Annotated in this window: 19 protein-coding genes and 1 tRNA gene; 9 read left to right on the top strand and 11 right to left on the bottom strand. The window is 66.1% G+C overall.

Annotated elements, in window-relative coordinates; translation table 11 throughout:
* Window positions 1-26: 26 nt before the first annotated feature.
* Together F4036_12460 and F4036_12455 are read right to left on the bottom strand one after the other, a co-directional pair.
* Entirely contained in the window at window positions 27-1,409 is a 1,383-nt protein-coding gene (locus tag F4036_12460; protein MYK38551.1) for a DEAD/DEAH box helicase, read from the bottom strand.
* Window positions 1,410-1,566: 157 nt separating this feature from the next.
* Window positions 1,567-1,977, bottom strand: a complete 411-nt coding sequence (locus tag F4036_12455; GenBank protein ID MYK38550.1) for a hypothetical protein — start codon at window positions 1,975-1,977, stop codon at window positions 1,567-1,569.
* Window positions 1,978-2,172: 195 nt separating this feature from the next.
* On the opposite strand from F4036_12455, the gene F4036_12450 reads away from it, so the two are divergent.
* Window positions 2,173-2,703 (top strand): hypothetical protein, encoded by a 531-nt coding sequence (locus tag F4036_12450; protein MYK38549.1) that lies wholly within the window; start codon window positions 2,173-2,175, stop codon window positions 2,701-2,703.
* Window positions 2,704-2,739: 36 nt separating this feature from the next.
* Here F4036_12450 and nadC read toward each other — a convergent pair whose 3' ends face one another.
* From nadC to F4036_12435, 3 genes are all read right to left on the bottom strand, one after another.
* Complete coding sequence (gene nadC / locus F4036_12445) at window positions 2,740-3,603, bottom strand: carboxylating nicotinate-nucleotide diphosphorylase (protein MYK38548.1); 864 nt, start codon at window positions 3,601-3,603, stop codon at window positions 2,740-2,742.
* Between the two features lie 71 nt (window positions 3,604-3,674).
* Window positions 3,675-4,082 (bottom strand): PaaI family thioesterase, encoded by a 408-nt coding sequence (locus F4036_12440; GenBank protein MYK38547.1) that lies wholly within the window; start codon window positions 4,080-4,082, stop codon window positions 3,675-3,677.
* 17 nt (window positions 4,083-4,099) lie between these two features.
* The gene (locus F4036_12435) at window positions 4,100-5,596 is read right to left on the bottom strand and encodes a UbiD family decarboxylase (protein ID MYK38546.1); all 1,497 of its coding nucleotides are present in this window, start codon (window positions 5,594-5,596) and stop codon (window positions 4,100-4,102) included.
* A gap of 99 nt (window positions 5,597-5,695) precedes the next feature.
* Here F4036_12435 and F4036_12430 point away from each other — a divergent pair, with 99 nt between their 5' ends.
* Window positions 5,696-7,213, top strand: coding sequence for a long-chain fatty acid--CoA ligase (locus F4036_12430; protein ID MYK38545.1), 1,518 nt, complete (start codon window positions 5,696-5,698; stop codon window positions 7,211-7,213).
* Between the two features lie 17 nt (window positions 7,214-7,230).
* Window positions 7,231-8,610 carry an MFS transporter gene (locus F4036_12425; GenBank protein MYK38544.1) on the top strand — a complete coding sequence of 460 codons (1,380 nt, stop codon included), beginning with the start codon at window positions 7,231-7,233 and terminating at the stop codon, window positions 8,608-8,610.
* Window positions 8,611-8,640: 30 nt separating this feature from the next.
* On the opposite strand, the gene F4036_12420 is transcribed toward F4036_12425, so the two are convergent.
* Window positions 8,641-9,540 carry a nitronate monooxygenase gene (locus F4036_12420; GenBank protein ID MYK38543.1) on the bottom strand — a complete coding sequence of 300 codons (900 nt, stop codon included), beginning with the start codon at window positions 9,538-9,540 and terminating at the stop codon, window positions 8,641-8,643.
* A gap of 85 nt (window positions 9,541-9,625) precedes the next feature.
* Entirely contained in the window at window positions 9,626-10,420 is a 795-nt protein-coding gene (locus tag F4036_12415) for an SDR family oxidoreductase (GenBank protein ID MYK38542.1), read from the bottom strand.
* A gap of 75 nt (window positions 10,421-10,495) precedes the next feature.
* Here F4036_12415 and F4036_12410 point away from each other — a divergent pair, with 75 nt between their 5' ends.
* Window positions 10,496-10,978, top strand: coding sequence for a nuclear transport factor 2 family protein (locus F4036_12410; GenBank protein ID MYK38541.1), 483 nt, complete (start codon window positions 10,496-10,498; stop codon window positions 10,976-10,978).
* On the opposite strand, the gene F4036_12405 is transcribed toward F4036_12410, so the two are convergent.
* Both F4036_12405 and F4036_12400 read right to left on the bottom strand, forming a co-directional pair.
* A complete protein-coding gene (locus tag F4036_12405) occupies window positions 10,975-11,553 on the bottom strand; it encodes a UbiX family flavin prenyltransferase (protein ID MYK38540.1) in 579 nt (192 codons plus the stop codon). The two genes, F4036_12410 and F4036_12405, sit on opposite strands and share 4 nt — an antisense overlap.
* Before the next feature lie 12 nt (window positions 11,554-11,565).
* Window positions 11,566-11,641, bottom strand: a tRNA-Thr gene (locus F4036_12400).
* A 199-nt stretch (window positions 11,642-11,840) separates the two neighbouring features.
* Here F4036_12400 and F4036_12395 point away from each other — a divergent pair.
* The 5 genes from F4036_12395 to F4036_12375 are packed head-to-tail and all read left to right on the top strand — an operon-like array spanning window position 11,841 to window position 14,645.
* Window positions 11,841-12,365 (top strand): prepilin-type N-terminal cleavage/methylation domain-containing protein, encoded by a 525-nt coding sequence (locus F4036_12395; protein MYK38539.1) that lies wholly within the window; start codon window positions 11,841-11,843, stop codon window positions 12,363-12,365.
* On the top strand, window positions 12,190-12,720 hold the full coding sequence (locus F4036_12390; protein MYK38538.1) for a prepilin-type N-terminal cleavage/methylation domain-containing protein: 531 nt from the start codon (window positions 12,190-12,192) through the stop codon (window positions 12,718-12,720). The genes F4036_12395 and F4036_12390 overlap by 176 nt, the downstream gene beginning before the upstream one ends.
* Window positions 12,393-13,631, top strand: coding sequence for a hypothetical protein (locus F4036_12385; GenBank protein ID MYK38537.1), 1,239 nt, complete (start codon window positions 12,393-12,395; stop codon window positions 13,629-13,631). The genes F4036_12390 and F4036_12385 overlap by 328 nt, the downstream gene beginning before the upstream one ends.
* The gene (locus tag F4036_12380) at window positions 13,615-14,148 is read left to right on the top strand and encodes a hypothetical protein (protein MYK38536.1); all 534 of its coding nucleotides are present in this window, start codon (window positions 13,615-13,617) and stop codon (window positions 14,146-14,148) included. The genes F4036_12385 and F4036_12380 overlap by 17 nt, the downstream gene beginning before the upstream one ends.
* Window positions 14,145-14,645: a prepilin-type N-terminal cleavage/methylation domain-containing protein gene (locus tag F4036_12375; GenBank protein MYK38535.1), complete on the top strand. Its 501-nt coding sequence runs from the start codon at window positions 14,145-14,147 to the stop codon at window positions 14,643-14,645. Before F4036_12380 ends, F4036_12375 begins: the two co-directional genes overlap by 4 nt.
* Here F4036_12375 and lspA read toward each other — a convergent pair.
* Together lspA and ileS are read right to left on the bottom strand one after the other, a co-directional pair.
* The gene (gene lspA, locus F4036_12370) at window positions 14,642-15,130 is read right to left on the bottom strand and encodes a signal peptidase II (protein ID MYK38534.1); all 489 of its coding nucleotides are present in this window, start codon (window positions 15,128-15,130) and stop codon (window positions 14,642-14,644) included. The two genes, F4036_12375 and lspA, sit on opposite strands and share 4 nt — an antisense overlap.
* Complete coding sequence (gene ileS / locus F4036_12365) at window positions 15,127-17,901, bottom strand: isoleucine--tRNA ligase (protein ID MYK38533.1); 2,775 nt, start codon at window positions 17,899-17,901, stop codon at window positions 15,127-15,129. Before ileS ends, lspA begins: the two co-directional genes overlap by 4 nt.
* Window positions 17,902-17,916 lie beyond the last annotated feature (15 nt).

The following is a 17,916-nucleotide window of genomic DNA, read 5'->3' as shown; positions in this document are numbered from 1 at the left end:
GCTACCCGCCGCCTCCCGGCTGTCCGCTACGCCGCCCTGCGCCAGGGCTTGCGCGTGAACCGGCGTCCGAGGCCGCGTTCGATCTCTCGCCATTTTGACTCTTCATCCGGCGTGATGAACGTCACCGCCTCGCCGGCGCGCCCCATACGGCCGGTGCGCCCGACCCGGTGGGTGAAATACTGCTGCGATTCCGGCAGGTCGTAGTTGATGACCCGATCGACACCTTTCACGTCCAGGCCGCGCGCGGCGACATTGGTTGCCACCAGGATCGGCGTGGCGCCGGACCGGAACGCCGCCATCACCCGCTCGCGCGCATTCTGACTGAGATTGCCTTGCAGAGCTCCCACCGGATATCCCAGCCCGTCGAGTTGGCGCGCCAGCTTCCTGACGCCGTGCTTGGTTCTGCCGAAGACGATGACCGGGTCGCCGTCACGTTGGTTCAGCAGCGTTTGAAGCGCCTTGGACTTGTCGGCCCGCTTGATCGTATAAACCAGGTGCTCCACACAGGGCAATGACTTGGTGTCGGCGTCAACCTCCACGATGACCGGGTCGCGCTGGTGCTTCCTGGCCGTCTTCTCCACCCAGGAAGGAACGGTTGCGGAAAACAGCGCGGTCGTCCGTTGGGCAGGGGTGCGGCGCAGAATGGCTTCGACATCGGGAGCGAACCCCTTGTCGAGCATCTCATCGGCTTCGTCGAGCACCAGGAAACGCACCGAGCAAAGATCCAGCACGCCTTGCCGAAGATGATCCAGTGTGCGGCCCGGCGTACCGATGACGATCTGCGAGCCGCGGCGCAACGCAGCCTGCTGGGGCCGGGCCGACCGGCCGCCGTACAACAGCGTCACATTGAGCCGTTGCTCCGCAACCAGCGCCTCGGTAACCGACGCAACCTGGATCGCCAGCTCCCGGGTGGGCACGAGCACCAGTGCCTGCACCTTGCGAATGGAGGGATCGCAACATTCGACCATGGGCACGGCAAAGGCCAGTGTCTTGCCGGATCCGGTGCGCGCCTGGCCGATCACGTCCCGGCCTTTCAGCAAATGGGGAATGCACCGCTCCTGAATGGGTGTCGGCTCTGCGATGCCCATGGCGGCAATCGCCGCGCGGGTGGCGGGCTTCATCAGCATGCCGGGGAATGCCTTTGCGCCATTGGCGGCGTGACCGGCGGGTGGATGGTTCGAGGCAAGCGGATCGTTAACGGCTTCCTCTCTGGCCGCGGACCGGTCGTTACGAAGTTTGTCAAAGCAGGGCCGGCAGTACACGGGCCGGCCGGGCTTTGGCCGAAACGGAACGACCGTTGCGGCATTGCAGTTCGAGCACGCGACATCAAAGCGCTGCTTGCGGCCGGACGACCGGCGATTCGACCCGCGGCCGGAAGGCCTGCGCGTCGAGCGGGATTGAAAAGACATACGGGTAGGACTCCTCGGTCCAGGAATGGGATGTAACAGGTATTCAGCGCGGGGGAATGCAGGGGAGGACCGATTCAGTCACCTGCTGCGAGAAAACATGGCGCGGCTTATTTGCGCGTTCGCGGGCGCATTATGACAGATTACGTGGCCTTTGTTGTTACCCGGAGCCGGCGGAGCGCCAGAGGCGCACGCCGCAGGCGCCGGTCACGGCCACATACAGGGGGTCGATGAAGGACCAGAGCAGCGGCACTTCCCGGCCGACCATGTCGCCGAACCAGTTCGAGAGATACCACAAGGCCAGTATCAGCGCGCTGTAGAAGAGTGTGTTGACTTCGATGGAACGCCTGAGATCAGCGTCGCCTGTTCCGTCCCTGTTGAGCCCCAGCTTCCACGAGAAACTCGCCGCCAGGGCGATCAGGACGGCCGGCGCCATGAACCAGTTGACGACCACCCAGGTGGGATAGCCGGTGCTGCCGTCGTCATAGACCGGAGTCAGGAAGAACAATATGCCGACGACGGCGGCAATGGCCACGGAATAGGCCCCTAGAATGCGTTGAATAATGCTCACGATGCGCTGCCCCTTTTCGACAATAACCCGGAGCAATGAAATTTAGCTGTAAACCATTTGTGGCACAATCGGCGCTTCGGAATTTAACGTAGAGGGGACGTTATGAACCCATTGAACACCCTGACAGGCACACTCGTCGGCGGCCTCGTACTTTCGCTCATCATCATGGCCATCGCGGCGGGCACCGGCAGTTCGATGGCCGGAATCAACGCGGTCAATGCCTTCCTGATCTGGCTGCACGTGTTTGCAGGCATCGCCTGGATCGGGCTGCTCTACTACTTCAATTTCGTTCAGGTCCAGGCGCTGTCGGACGCGGCTTCGGACGACGAGGGTCCGAGCGGCGCCGCCATTACCCGCTACGTTGCGCCCCGCGCGCTGTGGTGGTTCCGCTGGGCCGCGCTGGTCACCTGGCTGGCTGGCGCCACTTTCCTCCTGCACCGGGGGGATTTCATCAACGCCTTCACGCTGGGCGCAATGCCCGGTGGCGGTGACGCGATGTACGGCCTGACCATCGGCGTCGGCGCCTGGCTGGGCTCGATCATGCTCTTCAACGTCTGGATCGTCATCTGGCCCAACCAGAAGAAGGTGCTCGGCATGGTCGAAGCCAGCGCCGAGGAAATCAACAAGGCTCGGCGGACCGCGTTCCTGTTCTCGCGCACCAACACGCTGCTTTCGATTCCGATGCTCGCCAGCATGGTAGGCGCCGGCCACGGCACGATGTTCTAAACACCGCGTCCACCTGGGAAAGAGGACGTCCCGTCCTCAATCCTTCAGGCGCATCGAGAAGTCGCAGGCTCTGACGTTCTTGGTCAGGGCCCCCACCGAAATGCGGTCCACGCCGGTGGCCGCCACTTCGGCAATGTTGCCCAGCCCGATGGATCCGGAGGCCTCCAGGATCACGTCGCGGCCGCGCCGGTCGCGCGCAACGACGGCAGCGGATAGCTGATCCAGCGAGAAGTTGTCCAGCATGATCCAGCCGGCCCCGGCGTCCAGCGCCTCGACGAATTCTTCCAGGTCCTGGACTTCCACGGTGACCGGCAGGTTGCCGCCGCGATCTCGGGCCGCCTGGAGCGCCTGGCGCACGCCGCCGGCCGCGGCGATGTGGTTTTCCTTGAGCAGGACCGCGTCGTACAGGCCCATGCGGTGATTGCTTCCGCCGCCCACGCGCACCGCGTATTTCTGCGCCTGGCGCAGGCCGGGCAGCGTCTTGCGGGTATCCAGAAGGACCGCGCGGGAGCCTTCCAGCGCCTTTACCATGGCGCGCGTCTGCGTTGCCACGGCCGACAGCAGTTGCAGGAAGTTCAGGCCCGAGCGCTCGCCGCTGAGCAGCCCGCGAACCGGTCCTTCCAGCTCGCATACGGCCTCGCCCGCCGTGGTCGATCCGCCCTCGGCAACTAGCCAGCGAACCGCGATCCGCTCGTCGCAGGCCCGGAACACTTCCTCGAACCAGTCGCGCCCGCACAGCACGCACTCCTCGCGCGCGAGGACCACCGCCGCGGCATGCGAATCCCCAGGCAGCAATCCGGCTGATACGTCGCCGGCGCCCACGTCTTCACGCAACGCCCGGCGCACGTCCGCGCGCACCGCTTCCGCGGGCGCGGCGGGTGAGGATCGGGAGGAGGGCATCCCGCCCTACTCGAAGGCGGGACGCCTTCGCTCCCAGGGCTCGCGCCCGAAAGTACCCGATCGCGATGGCATTACTTCAGGTATACGTTCATCACCGTGGCCCGGACCAGCACGGCGCCATCCTTCTCGCGCCTGAGTTCCGCCTCGACCACGGATTGGCGGCGGCCGTTGTGCACGATCCGGGCCTCCCCCAGCAGCGGTTCGCCCATCGGCACGGCCTTGAGGAAGTTGGCGGAGATCTGCGCCGTCGTGAACGGGCGCCCGCCGCCACCGAACCAGGTCGTGGAGCCGCTCACGTCGTCGAGCATCGCAAGCGCATAGCCTCCCTGCAGCGAACCGATCGGATTGGCCAGCTCCTGCGGGGGCCGGTAGGACGCCGTTACGACGCCCGCCTCGGCGTCCACCGAGACCAGTTCTCCGCCGACCGCGTCGCGGCTCGTCAGCCGCGGAAGTTTCGAGAGGTCGACCGGCTCCGCCATGCTGGAACCTGTTGGCCCTAATCCAGCGCGTCGCCCAGGCGCTTGGCCAGCGCCGCCACGTCGGCGGGATCGGCCTGGCTGACTTCCGGGTACTCGTTAAAGCGCTCGGGGATCTTCACCGTGGCGTCGATGCCCATCTGCTCGGACTGCACCGGCACGCCCTGGGCCGACTTCGGCGCCGAGGGGTCCAGCACGAAAGCCTGGCCGGAAGGGTTCATGATGATGTCCGACACGGGCTGCACCCGGGTCATGATCGCCCACTCCACCGAAGCCAGGTCGTAGGGATTGACGTCCGGTCCCACCACGATCACCAGTTTGGCCGTGCGCCCCCAGCGCCCAGCCGCACCCCAGACGGCGTGCAATACGTACTTGCCGAACTCCGGATGCGGCTTGGTGGCGCCGTCCACGGAGAGCTGCACGATGTAGGTCATGTTGGGCGTAACCACCACGTCCTTGACCTCGGGAATCTTGCGCCCCAGGTCGCTCAGGACTTCGCCCTCCACCGGCAGCAGCGCCAGGTAGTTGTGATCGAACGGCGGCACCATCTCCATCGTCGAGTGCCAGATCGGGTTCTTGCGGTGGGTGATGTGGTTGACCTGCATCAGCGGGAACACCTGCACCGCGTCGTAGTAGCCCAGCGGATTGGAATGCCAGCCGATCTGCTCCTGCTGGCCGGGCAGGAACTCGCCTTCCAGCACGTATTCGGCGGTGGCGGGAACTTCGATGTCCACCGTGTCGCATTTCACGAGCTCCAGCGGCGCGCCGCGCAGGCCGCCGGCAAAGTCGTATTCGTCCTGGCCGAACGGCAGGCCGGTGGCGGAAGCCAGGTGCAGCGCCGGGTCGCAGTTGCAGGCAATCGCGATTTCCAGGGTCTTGCCCGCGGCAATGGCCTTGGCCAGGTGCAGGCCGCCGTGATTCATCGGCGGGTTCCAGTAGACGAAAACCGCCAGGCAGCGGTCCTGGTTGTGCTGCGAATACTCGCCCCCGGCCGGATGCTGGGCGTTCCAGAGTTGGGTATGCCGGTACCAGCCCACGTTGCGGGCGCCGGTTTCGGGGTCCTTGGTAATCGCGATGCCGTTGGTGATGTAGCCCGGCCCTTCCTTGCCGAACCAGACGTGCGGAATCTGCTTGCCCAGCGACACCTCGTTTTCGGAAATCACGACCTCCTTGCACGGTGCGTCCTCCCGATCGACCATCACCGGCTTGTGCCAGCTCGCGGGATCCGCAAGTACGCGCGCAAGCTTGTGCTTGGCGTCGAGCACGTCTTCTTCGTCGATGCACAGCGCGGTGCGCTCGCGCGAACCGTACGGATTGAATGCGACGGGGACGTCCGGCGTGTTGTAGCCGGTCAGGTTCTCAAGGATCAGGGCGCGATTGGGGCCGCTGTGCAGAAGCGCCATGAGCGGCTGCAGATCGGACTCGTTCAGCCCCACCGAAAGCGGTTCCTTGATGCGGCGCAGGTCGTCGCGCTCCTCCAGCAGATCAAGAAATGCCCGAAAATCCTCGTATGCCATGAACAAACCTCCCGCCGGTACTTGCGTAAAGGCGCAGCCTAATGCAATTTACCGTTTCTTTCCACGGGCAGGAGCCGGCCAGCGCATGCGGAGCGCCAATTGAGCAGCGACAGGGTCTACGACTGGCTGGCCTACCACGCCCGGCACAACGCCGACTCGCTTGCCTGCGTGGACCTCGGCACCGGCCGCCGGTTCACCTACGCGCGGTTCAACGAACGAAGCATGCGCCTGGCCACGGGGTTGGCTATGGAGCACGGCGTGGGCAAGGGCGACCGCGTGGCCATCATCGCCGCCAACAGCACCGACTTCTACGAACTCATGTTCGCCTGCTGGAAGCTGGGCGCGCTGTTCATGCCGCTGAACTGGCGGCTGCACCCGGTGGAGATCGCGGAGCTGCTTTCGCACGCCGAGCCGAAGGCCGTGTTCTGCGACGAGGAATACGCGCCTCTGGCCGAGGGCTGGAATGACGGGGCGCTGCTGATCCGCCGCACGGGCGGCGATTCGGACCACGAGCGGCTGATTGCCGGTCATGAGGCGGAGGCGGTCATGCCGCCGCTGACCGGCGACGACCTGAACTGCCTGCTGTACACCTCCGGCACCACGGGCAGGCCCAAGGGGGTCATGTACAACTACCGCATGGTCCATAACACCGTGCTGTGCGGCGCCCTGCACGCGGGCCTGTCGCGGGATTCGGTGAGCCTGACCTACGCCCCGCTGTTTCACACGGCCGGCCTGAACGCTGCAGGCACGTCGCTGTTCCACTACGGCGGATGCGTGAACGTGATGCCCCGCTGGGACGCGCGCAAGTGCCTCGGCTACCTGACGGACGCCGAAATGGGCATCACCCATTGCATCGGCGTGCCCACGCACTACCTGATGATGAGCGAGTTGCCGGAATTCGAAAGCGCGGAGTTTCCGGCGCTGGCCTGCCTTGGCGTGGGCAGCGCTCCCGCGTCCGTGCAACTGCTGCGCACCTGGGAGGCCAAGGGCGTGGCCCTGGCGCAGTCCTACGGGTTGACGGAGTGTTTCAGCGTGACAATGACCCCGCCGCACCGCGCCCGCGAGCTGCTGGGCTCGGCAGGCCACGCGATGATGCACGTGGAGGTGCAGGTCGGGGACGACGAAGGCCATGAGCTGCCGCGCGGCGAGGTGGGCGAGATCCAGTTGCGGGGCCCGGGCGTCACGCCCGGATACTGGCGCGACCCGGAACTCACGGCCGCGTCCCGGGTGAACGGCTGGTTCCGCACCGGCGACGCGGCCCGCATGGACGACGAGGGCATTCTCACGATCGTGGACCGGATCAAGGACATGTTCATATCCGGCGGCGAGAACATCTATCCGGTGGAGATCGAGAACGTGGTCGTCAGGATGCCGGCGGTCAGCATGGCGGGCGTGATCGGCGTGCCCGATCCGAAGTGGGGCGAAGTCGGCATGGCGCTGGTGCTGCCGCGCAAGGGCAAGCGCGTGACCGAGCAGGATGTGCTGGAGCAATGCCGCGCCAACCTGGCCCGCTATAAGATTCCGAAGCAGGTGAAGATCGTGAACGAACTGCCGATCAGCCCGCAAGGCAAGCTGCTGAAGACGGAACTGCGCCGGCTGTATGGAGAGAGGGGATGAGTAAGGACACGCTTCCGATGCGGGATAACCCTTTCCGCTACGCGGGTTTCCGGCGGCTGTTCGCGGCCCAGGTCATCGCGCTGGTCGGAACGGGCCTGAGCACCGTGGGCCTGCAACTGCTGGCCTACCGGCTGACCGGCGGCCAGGCTGCGCCGGTCCTGGCCACGGCCCTGTCGATCAAGATGATCGCCTACGTGTTCCTGGCGCCGATCTGCGGCGGCCTGGCGCACCGGACCTCGCGCAAGGGCATCCTGGTGACGAGCGACGTGCTGCGTGCCGGACTGGTCCTGCTGCTGCCCTTCGTGACCACGGAATGGCAGATCTACCTGCTGATCTTCGCCGTGCAGGCGCTGTCGGCGGCGTTCAAGCCGGTGTTCCAGGCAATCATTCCCACCGTGCTGCCGGACCAGGCCACTTACACGCGGGCGCTGTCCTGGACCCGCCTGGCCTACGATCTGGAAACGGTCGGCAGCATGATGCTGGCGATCACGCTGATGGCCGCCGGCAGCGGCTTCGAGCTGTTGTTCGAGCTGAATTCCGCCGCGTTCCTGATCTCTGCGCTGCTCATCATCATCACCCGCCTGCCGAAGATCGCCCCGGTGGAGCGCACGGGCAAGGTGCTCGACGACGTGACCTTCGGCGTACGTTCGTATCTGGCCACGCCCCGTCTGCGGGCACTGCTGGTGCTCTATTTCGGCGCCGCCATGGTCAGCGGCGCGGTGCTGGTGAACAACGTCGATTACGTGCGCACCGTGCTCGGCGGTGCGGACTACCTGGTGGCCGTGACCATGCTCGCCTACGGCGGCGGATCGATGGCGGCGGCCCTCACCACGCCGCTGATCCTGCGCCGCATCAAGAGCCGCCAGCTGATATCGCGCGGCGCGCTGCTGGCCGGATTCGCCGCACTTTTCATGATTCTTTCACCCGGCCTGGTCCCGGTGCTGGTGATGTGGACGATCATGGGCGCCGGCGGTTCCTGGGTCTATACGCCCTCGGGAAGAGTCATCAACCGGTCCTCCAACCCGGCCGACCTGCCAGCGTATTTCTCGGCGCACTTCTCGCTGTCGCATTGCGCGTGGCTGGTGGGGTATCCGTTAGCGGGATGGCTGGGCACGACGCTTGGACTATCGACCGCCGGCCTGATCCTCGGACTGCTCTGCATCGTGCTGGCGCTGGCGGGCACTCGGCTGTGGCCGCGCAAGGACCACGAGGAACTCCTGCACGAGCATGAGGGGGTGGAACACACCCACAGGCACTTCCACGACCGCCATCACCAGCATGCTCACCAAGGCGACGAAGGCGAGGAACCGCACAGCCATCCGCACCGCCACGAGCCCCTGCGCCACTCGCACGACTACGTGATCGACCTGCACCACACCCGCTGGCCCACCGGCTAGGCGGGGCACCGAGCCAGTCCAGGCTGCCTGCTAGTTCCTGTTGAGGCGAGCTATGGCCTCGCGGTAGCCGTCTTCGAGCTCCGCGACGAGTTCGGCGGTGCTGAGCACGCTCTCGACCGATCCCACGCCCTGCCCGGCCGACCAGATGTCGCGCCAGGCATTTCCGCGCTTCTCCTCGTTGTCGAACTGGATTTCCGGATTGGCCTTCCCCAACTCGGCGGGGTCGATCCCGGCTTTCTTAATGCTCGCCTTGAGGAAGTTGGCGGGTACGCCGGTGAAGTAGGGAGTCAGCACCAGGTCGTCGGCGCCACTGTCCACGAGCATCTGCTTGTAGCCGTCCGACGCCAGGCTTTCGCGCGCGGCGATGAACCGGGTTCCGACGTAGGCGAAATCCGCGCCCATCGCAATTGCCGCGGCAATGTCGGCGCCCGAGGAGATGCCTCCGGCCAGCACGATGGCGCCGTCGAAGAACTTGCGCACCTCGGCCACGAACGCGAACGGCGTGATCATGCCGGTATGTCCGCCGGCGCCGGCCGCCACCAGGATCAGGCCGTCGACGCCAGCGTCGGCCGCCTTGTGTGCGTAGAACAGGCTGTTGACGTCGCAATACAGCAGGCCGCCGTAGGAATGCACTTCCTCGCGCACCAGCCTCGGGCTGCCCAGCGAGCTGATGACCATCGGGGCCTGGTATTTGACGGTGAGGTCGAGGTCGGCGGCCAGCCGCTTGTTGGTGCGATGAACGATCAGGTTGACGGCCCAGGGAGCGGTCGTGCCGGAATTTGCCCGCTCTTCTTCATCCAGCGTCGTCGAAATTTGCTTGAGCCAGTCCTCCAGCGTCTCGAGAGGACGGGCGTTGAGCGACGGGAATGCGCCGATCAGGCCGCCCCTGCAGGCCTCGATCACGAGGTCGGGCCCGGAAACCAGGAACATGGGCGCGGCGAACGCCGGCAGCTTCAGCCGCGCCTTGAGTTGCGCCAGACCGGCGCTCGTATCCGCGCCCGGTGTCAACGGAGCACTAGTCGGAGTCGCCGGTGGCGAGTGTGGGCAGTTGGCCCAGGTGTATGCCGCTGTCGGCGATCAGGGTCTCGCCGGTCACCAGCGGGGCGCCTTCCAGGAACCAGACGATGACCTCGGCGACGTGGTGCGGCTCGGCGACCTGTTTCAGCGGCAGTGCCTGGGTGGCCATGTCCAGCATCGCCTGGTAAGCCTCGTCGCCCATGCCGCCCTGCAGCCAGCGCGTCTGTATCATGCCGGGCGCGACGCTGTTGATGCGGATTTCCGGTCCCAGCACGTGCGCAAGCGACTTCGTCATCAGGTTCAGGGCGGCCTTGGACGCGGCATAGGGAATCGAGGACGCAATGCCCGTCACGCCTCCGATCGAAGAGTTGTTGACCACGGCGCCGCTGTCCAGCGCCCGCATGTGCGGCTCCACGGCGCGGATCATCTGGTAGGTGCCCACCACGTTGACCGCGTAGATGTCGAGGAAGTCCTGCTTGTCGATGCCGTGAAGATTGGCGAAGGGGTTGAACTTGGTCCGCCCGGCGTTGTTGACCAGGTAATCGATCCGCCCCCAGGCGTCCATGGCCGCCGCCGCCAACTTCAGGCAGTCGTCGTCCTCGGAAACGTCCGCCTGCACGACCCGCGTCTCCGCGCCGGCCGCCTCGCAGCGCCCGGCCGTCTCGTGCGCCTCTTTCTCGCTGCGCGTGTAGTTCACGACGACGTTGCAGCCGCGTTCCGCCAGCAACTCCGCCGCGGCCGCGCCGACACCTGTGGCCGATCCCGTTACGATGGCCGTTTTCCGCTCGTTCATGGCGCGCAATTCTAGCCGGTACGCCGAGTCTGCGGTAAAGTTGAGACCGGTTCACGCACAACAGGAGACATCGTCATGGCCGCACCAGGTGGAAGAGAAATGCCGGCGTGGGTGACGCGCCCCTTGTCCGACATGCCGTTGCTCGGTCCCGCGGAATCCCTGAGCGGAGTGCAACGCGAACTGCAGGAATTGCTGGATCGTTACGCCAAGGGCGTCGAGTCTGCGAAGCTTTCCGAAGTCGAGGCCTGCATGCGTACCGACGAGGCGTTTCTGAGTGTCGAATCCAGCTATCCCAACTACGGCTGGGAGGACTATGACAAGAATCACCTCAGCCTTGAGCTGGGAGTGTTGAAAAACATGGAATACAAGGCGGAACTGGTGCACGCCTTCGGCAACGGCGATCTTTCCTACGGTGTGTTCGTATTCACGGCCTCCGCCGAGCGGGACGGGCAGAGGCGCACCAAGCAAGGCATGGGTACGCTGGTGGCGGAGAAAATAGACGGCGACTGGCGCATCCGTCACTGGACCACCTGCGCCCGGCGCCCGCCTACCTCTTAGTTCTTCGCGGCTTCCTTGCCGCCCGGCCAGCGGCGCACGAGGTCCGTTTCCAGGCCGAACAGGTCCATCAGCCTTCCGACGGTGTGGTTGACGACGTCTTCCACGCTGGCGGGCTTGGCGTAGAAGCCCGGAACCGGCGGCGCAACGACCGCCCCCATCAGCGCCGCCTCGTGCATCAGCCGCAAATGGCCGGCGTGCAGCGGCGTCTCGCGCGGCGCCAGCACCAGCTTCCGGCCCTCCTTCAGCGTGACGTCCGCCGCGCGCACCAGCAGGTTGGCCGCGTAGGAATTCACGATCGCGCCCAGCGTCTTCATCGAACAGGGCGCCACGATCATCCCGCCGGTAGCGAAAGAGCCGCTGGCGATCGTGGCCGCCACGTCGCTGTCGGAGTACACGACGTCCGCCAGCGCCTCCACGTCCCGGACCTTCCAGTCCGTCTCCAGCGCGATATTGACCTTGCCCCCGTTGCTGATAATAAGGTGAGTCTCCACCTCCGGGGCTTCGCGCAGCGCCTCCAGCAGCCGGATGCCGTAAATCACGCCGCTGGCGCCCGAAATTCCAATAATGAGTCGCATGCGATTCTTATGTGGTGCCGGAAGTCAGATTCGAACTGACGACCTACGCATTACGAATGCGTTGCTCTACCAGCTGAGCTATTCCGGCCGGGTGGTCCAGCGCTAACTGCGTTCGCCCAATCCCTTGCGCGCGAGCGCCTTGCGCTGCACCAGAGAGGCCGGATTGTATCGCAAACCCCGTTTGCCGGATTAGTCGGCGAACGCGCGCAATTGGTGTCTTCAGCGGGCTCCGTCAAGCGCGTATTTTCCCTTCTGCGCCCGCGGGAACGGCGCTTGCAAGGGATCGCATGATGCGTGGCTTTTCGCTTTTGGAACTCCTGATCGCACTGACTGTCAGCTCCATTGCAGTCCTCCTGGCCCAGCCCGTGATCACTACCGGAATGCTCAATCTGCAGCGGAGCACGACGATCAACGGATTGATCCGCAGCCTGCACTTCGCACGCCGCACGGCCGCCGAGAACGGCCGGGACACGACTGTGTGTCCCAGCCCGGACGGATCGCGGTGCGGGGCCGCGGAGGATTGGGGCGCCGGCTGGATTGTCCACGACGGCTCAACGGGTTCCACGCCCTATGCACCGCCGCCGGATTCGATCCTCTACCGATCGCGGGGCCAGGCCGGTTTGTCCATTCGCTCGAATCGCACCCGGTTCGTGTTCAGGCCGTTCCGCGGGCGCTCCACCAACGGCACGCTGGTCGTCTGCGACCGGCGCGGAAGCAGCGCGGCGCGCGCAATCGTCGTCAACAACATCGGCAGGCCGCGGCTTGCCGATACCGCCAGCGGTGGCGACCCGCTTTCCTGCCCGCCCGGCTGAGCCGGAAAGCGGCTTCAGCCTGGTCGAATGCCTGCTCGCAGTGGCCGTGTTCAGCCTGGGCCTGCTCGGGGCCGGTGCGCTGATCAGCGAGCGTTTGAAGGAAAGCCGCGCCGCACACAGTTACTTTCTTGCCGAGATGCTGGCGCAGGACCTCGCCGCCCGGATCGGCGCGAGTCCTTCGGCGGCCGGCGGAGGAGAGTTGGGCGCGTGGCGGCGGCAGGCCGCGTCCGCCTTGCCGGGACTGCAATGCGAGGTAACGGCGCTGGGCGGCACGCCACCGGCATATCGGGTCGAGCTGAGCTGGCCCGCGGGCGTTGGCGACGATACCCGGCTGGTTCTGTGGGCCGGCCGATAGAGCCCGGCCGCGAAAGCCAGAGTGGCAACAGCCTGGCCGAGCTGCTCGTATCGCTCGCCGTCTCAAGCCTGCTGCTGCTGGGGGTCTTCGGCTCCGCGCAGTCCATGCGCCAGTCCGCCCGGGCGGCGGACAATCTGCACAGCCTCGAGGAGAAAGCGCGTTTCGCGCTGGAACTACTGCGCGCCGACATTCGTTCGGCGGGATTCTGGGGGCTCAATTCGGATGCCATGGCGCTTCGCGTGGCAGCAGGGGCGTCGGTGCGCTGCAGCAGGGCGGACGTGAGCTCCTGGGCCTTTCGGTTCGACGAATACGTGGCCGCCGCCGATGAATGGCCCCTGCCCTGCTCCCCGTACCGAAACCGTCTGCAACCGGGAACCGACGTGCTGGAGATTCGCCGCGCGGGCCAGGCGACCACCGGCGTGGAATCGCGGAGGTTGCAGGTTCATTCGTCGCGCCTGGAAGCAATCGTGTTCTCTGCAGGCTCGCCACCGCCCCTGGAAGGCGAAACCGAGATTCGAGATCTCGTCGTGCACGCCTGGTATGTTTCCGCCCGGTCCAGTCACGACTCCGGCGAGCCGTCGCTGCGGCGCAAGACGCTGGTCAGGGGCGGACTGCTGCGCGACGAGGAGATCCTGGCGGGCGTGGAGGACTTCCAGGTTCGCCTGGCGCTCGACACCGACCGCGACGGCGTGGCGGACCGGGTGGTCGATGCGGCGGCGTCCAGGCCGTCCGGAGCGCGGGTCGTGGCGGTCCGGTTCTGGCTGCTGTTGCGGCACGACAGCCCCGAGACCGGGCATGTGGACGGGAGTACCTACACCTACGCGGACCGCGCGGCGCGCAGTTTCGATGATGCAAGGCGCCGCCTTCTGGTGAGCGCGAGCGAGGTGGTGGCGAATGCACGCCAGGATTGAGGATTCCGAGAGCGGAGTCGTCCTGGCCGTGGTGCTGATGGTGCTGGCGGCGCTTTCGCTGCTGGCCGTGGCCGGCAAGGGCGATGTAGCGCTGCAATGGCTGCAGGTCCGCAACGCAAGGGAATACGCAGAGGCGGTCCGGCTGGCGGAAACAGGAGTTGCAATGGCGCTGTCCGCCGAGCGTTTTCGGCTGGATGCGCCGCAGAACGGCCGTTATTGCCGAATCGCTTCCCGCTGTGTGGAGTGGTCCGTGCGACATGTTGAAACGACCGCGGTTCCGGCCGGATTTGAAGAGGCGGAGACTCCGCAACGAGCACTGCACTTCGAGATTGGCGCGTTGGGGACCGCCGGGCCGCGAGCCCGAGCGCCGGTCGTCGTGGGCTTCATGCTGCTGGCGAACGGCGAGCTGGACGCCGAATTGCCGGACGAGATCGAAATTTGCCGGAAGGACGACGATTGCCCGGAGGATTCCGCGGAACCGCCCGTTCGGCGTTATTGGCGCGAGGACGTGGAATGAGACCCGGTTGCGTGCCTCAGGTGTGTGTGATGGGAGGGCGGGGACGCCCTCCCTCCCAGGGTGGCTGGGGTTTCAGTTTGACGGAGCTGTTGGTGACGCTGGCCATCCTCGCGTTGCTGGCCGCGGCGGCCACGCCCCTGTGGATCAAACAGATTGAGCGAGCGCGGCGGCTGGACGCCACCGACGCGCTGGTGCGCGTAGCGGTCCTGCAGGAGCGCTTCTATTTCGAAAACGGTCGCTATGCCCGCGCGGTCGAACTGGCGGCACCCCCGCCCGCGGGACTGGGCGTCGCCGGCACCGAGCGCGGCTACTACCAACTTCGCCTGCGGGCGCCAGAAGGCGCTTTGTCCAACGGCTTCGCGGTAGAGGCAGTCACTGACCTGGAAGGCCCCCAGGCCGGCGACGAGCAGTGCCGCGTTCTGTCCGTTGATTCCACTGGCCGGCGCGCATCCGAAAGCGCCGACGGTGAAGACACTACGGACGCCTGCTGGCCCTAATTTGAGGTGGTGCGGGTTTGTTGGATCAGGTACAGGAGCACCAGGGAAACGCCCACGGTGATGGCCGAATCGGCGACGTTGAAGGCCGGGAAGTACCAGCCGCCGTAGTGCACCGAGATGAAGTCCAGCACATAGCCGCGCGCAACGCGGTCGATCAGATTGCCCACCGCGCCGCCGGTCATCAACGCCAGCCCCAACCCCCACAGCGCGTCTCCATCCTTCGAGGCGCCGCGCATCATCGATACCAGGAATGCCACCAGCACCAGTCCCAGCACAAGGAACATCGCGTTCTGCCAGCCCGACGCGCTGGACAGCAGGCCGAAGGCGGCGCCGGTGTTGTGCCAGCGCACCAGGTCGAAGAACGGCAGCACCACGATGCGCTGCAACTCGTCGAGGCGCGCGGCGACAATCCACTTCACGATCTGGTCCGCGACAGCCACGCCGGCAGACACCCAAAGTAATGCGCTGAACCTAGGCGCTTTCATGCCCAGACCCGCTCCTCGCCCTCGCCTTCGACGTTCAAGACGCAACGTTCGCACAAACCCGCATGTTCTTCACCTTCCGGGCGCACCGGCAGGCGGTGCCAGCAGCGCTCACACTTCGGATGCTCGCTTGCCCGGCACAAGGGCGCCTGTCCCGCCTCGCCCGTCTCAAGCTCCACCGCCGCGGAAATAAATACGAAGCGCAACTCGTCTCCCAGTTCCCTCAATGCGGGCAGCGTGGCGTCATCGGCCGGCACGACAAGCTCCGCCTCCAGCGACGAGCCCACCTCGCCGGCCTTGCGTGCTTCCTCCATTACACCCAGCACCTGCGTGCGCGTCTCGCGCAACGTGTCCCAGTCCGCCCGGCATTCGGGCAGATCCGGCAGCTCGTGCGGCTCGGACATGAACACTGATTCGGGGCGGTCGCCGGGAAATTCCTTCCAGAACTCCTCGATGGTGAAGCTGAGCACCGGGGCCAGCCAGCGCGCCAGGCATTCGCCGATGTGCCACAGCGTGGTCTGCGCCGAGCGCCTGCCGTGGCTGTCCGCCGGCATCGTGTAGAGGCGGTCCTTGATCACGTCCAGGTAGAAATTGCCCATGTCCACGACGCAGAAGTTGTGCACCTGCTGGAATATCGGGTGGAACTCGTAGTTGCGGTAGTGCTTCCACACCGATTCATTGAGTTCGCGGGTCCGCCGCAGCGCCCAGAGGTCCAGGTCCACGGCGTTCTCCGGCGCCACCGCATGTCGGGCGGGATCGAAATCGTTGAGGTTGCCGAGCAGGAACCGGGCCGTGTTGCGCATACGGCGATAGGCGTCGGACGCGCGCGTGAGGATGTCCGGAGAAATGCTCATTTCGCGCCGGTAGTCGGTGGTCATGACCCACAGCCGGAGCACGTCCGCGCCCAGCTTGTCGACCACATCGCGCGGATCCACCACGTTGCCGAGCGACTTCGACTGCTTGCGCCCCTGCTCGTCCACCGCGAAACCGTGCGTCAAAACCGCGCGATACGGCGCGCGGCCGTCGATGGCCACCGAGGTCAGCAGGGACGACTGGAACCAGCCGCGGTGCTGATCGGAACCTTCCACGTAGAGGTCGGCGGGGTTGTCGATCTCCGGGTGCTCGGCGCCCACGCAGCGATGCACGAGGCCGGAGTCCATCCAGACGTCCATCACGTCGGTCACCTTGCGGTAGCGCTCCGCCTCGTCTCCAAGCATTTCGGCCGGGTCCAGCGCGAACCACGCCTCGATGCCCTTCTCGTCCATCCGTTCGGCGATCTCGTACATCAGACGCGCCGAGTCCGGGTGCGGCTCGCCGGTTTCCCGATCCACCAGCAGCGGCAGCGGGACGCCCCAGGAGCGGCTGCGCGAGATGCACCAGTCCGGGCGGGTCTCGACCATTCCCGCGATGCGCTGTTCGGCCCATCCCGGATACCAGTCCACTGTCCCGATGGCGCCGGCCGCCTGGTCGCGCAGACCCTCCCGGTCAAGCCCCACAAACCACTGCGGCGTCGACGTAAACAAGAGCGGCCGATGGTGCCGCCAGCAGTGCGGATAGCTGTGCCGGTAGCTCTCCCGGCAAAGCAGCATGCCGCGCTCCGCGAGCAGGTCGGGAATGCGCTTGTCGGCCTCCTCGACATGCAGCCCGCCCACCAGGCCCGTGTCTTTCCGGAAGCGGCCATCGATACCCAGCGGGTTGTCCACCGGCAGACCCGCCTTGCGGCAGGTCGCAAAGTCGTCCAGCCCGTGCGCAGGCGCGGTGTGCACGGCGCCGGTGCCCGCTTCCAGCGTGACGTAGTCGGCGATCAGCACGGGCGCCAGGCGATCGTAGAAGGGATGCCGTAAATTCACGCCCGCGAGTTGCGCGCCCTTGAGCGCAGCCAGTTCGCGCGCGCCGGTCGCGCCGTAGCGCTCAAGGGCGTCGTCGGCAAGCCCGCGCGCCAAAATCAGGCGCTCGGTCCGCCCGTCGATCTCCGCCTCCATGAGCACGTAGTCGAAAGTGTCGCTGAGCACCACCGCGCGATTGGCCGGCAGGGTCCACGGCGTGGTGGTCCAGATCGGGATGCACAGTAGTGCGTCGCTTGCCTCCACGCCCGGAATGCGGGCAAGGAAATCGACGGGATCGTCGGCCACGAAACGCACGTCGACGGCAATCGAGGTCTTGTCCTCGTATTCGACTTCCGCTTCCGCCAGCGCGGACCCGCAGTCCAGGCACCAGTGGACCGGCTTCTGGCCGCGATAGACGTGCCCGCGGGCGAATATCTCGGCGAACGCCCGGATCTGGTTGGCCTCGTACCGTGCCGCCATGGTCAGGTACGGGCGCTCCCACTCGCCCAGCACGCCCAGCCGGCGGAAATCCTCGCGCTGGCCGTCGACCTGGCTGGCTGCGTAGCGCCGGCAGGCTTCGCGAAAGGCCGCGCCGTCGATTGCGGCGGCCTCGTGTCCCAGTTCCCGCTCCACGCGCACCTCGATCGGCAGGCCGTGGCAATCCCAGCCTGGAACGTAGGGCGCGTCGTAACCGTCGAGGATCTTCGACTTCACGATGAGGTCCTTGAGCACCTTGTTGTAGGCGTGACCAATGTGGATCGAGCCGTTGGCGTACGGCGGGCCGTCCAGCAACGTGAACTTCTCGCGCCCGGCCATGTGCTCGCGGATGCGCCCGTAGCGGCCGCTGCTCTCCCACTCGCGCAGCATTTCCGGCTCGCGGCGCGCCAGGTTGGCGCGCATCGGGAAAGCCGTACGCGGCAGGTTCAGGGTATCGCGGTAGTCGGGCATGTCGCTGTGAACTGT

It is taken from the genome of Gammaproteobacteria bacterium, from assembly GCA_009845905.1.
Classification (GTDB): Bacteria; Pseudomonadota; Gammaproteobacteria; order Steroidobacterales; family Foliamicaceae; genus Foliamicus.
This window is presented reverse-complemented; position numbering and strand designations above follow the sequence as displayed.

Bases quoted from the DNA above. Each gene is read 5' to 3' on its own strand.
- F4036_12450 (MYK38549.1), top strand. From the start codon at position 2,173: ATGGCCGGAATCAACGCGGTCAATGCCTTCCTGATCTGGCTGCACGTG.
- F4036_12375 (MYK38535.1), top strand. From the start codon at position 14,145: ATGAGACCCGGTTGCGTGCCTCAGGTGTGTGTGATGGGAGGGCGGGGA.
- F4036_12405 (MYK38540.1), bottom strand. From the start codon at position 11,553: ATGCGACTCATTATTGGAATTTCGGGCGCCAGCGGCGTGATTTACGGC.
- F4036_12380 (MYK38536.1), top strand. From the start codon at position 13,615: ATGCACGCCAGGATTGAGGATTCCGAGAGCGGAGTCGTCCTGGCCGTG.
- F4036_12415 (MYK38542.1), bottom strand. From the start codon at position 10,420: ATGAACGAGCGGAAAACGGCCATCGTAACGGGATCGGCCACAGGTGTC.
- F4036_12460 (MYK38551.1), bottom strand. From the start codon at position 1,409: ATGTCTTTTCAATCCCGCTCGACGCGCAGGCCTTCCGGCCGCGGGTCG.
- F4036_12395 (MYK38539.1), top strand. From the start codon at position 11,841: ATGATGCGTGGCTTTTCGCTTTTGGAACTCCTGATCGCACTGACTGTC.
- F4036_12440 (MYK38547.1), bottom strand. From the start codon at position 4,082: ATGGCGGAGCCGGTCGACCTCTCGAAACTTCCGCGGCTGACGAGCCGC.
- F4036_12410 (MYK38541.1), top strand. From the start codon at position 10,496: ATGGCCGCACCAGGTGGAAGAGAAATGCCGGCGTGGGTGACGCGCCCC.
- nadC (MYK38548.1), bottom strand. From the start codon at position 3,603: ATGCCCTCCTCCCGATCCTCACCCGCCGCGCCCGCGGAAGCGGTGCGC.
- F4036_12435 (MYK38546.1), bottom strand. From the start codon at position 5,596: ATGGCATACGAGGATTTTCGGGCATTTCTTGATCTGCTGGAGGAGCGC.
- lspA (MYK38534.1), bottom strand. From the start codon at position 15,130: ATGAAAGCGCCTAGGTTCAGCGCATTACTTTGGGTGTCTGCCGGCGTG.
- ileS (MYK38533.1), bottom strand. From the start codon at position 17,901: ATGCCCGACTACCGCGATACCCTGAACCTGCCGCGTACGGCTTTCCCG.
- F4036_12425 (MYK38544.1), top strand. From the start codon at position 7,231: ATGCGGGATAACCCTTTCCGCTACGCGGGTTTCCGGCGGCTGTTCGCG.
- F4036_12420 (MYK38543.1), bottom strand. From the start codon at position 9,540: ATGTTCCTGGTTTCCGGGCCCGACCTCGTGATCGAGGCCTGCAGGGGC.
- F4036_12385 (MYK38537.1), top strand. From the start codon at position 12,393: ATGCCTGCTCGCAGTGGCCGTGTTCAGCCTGGGCCTGCTCGGGGCCGG.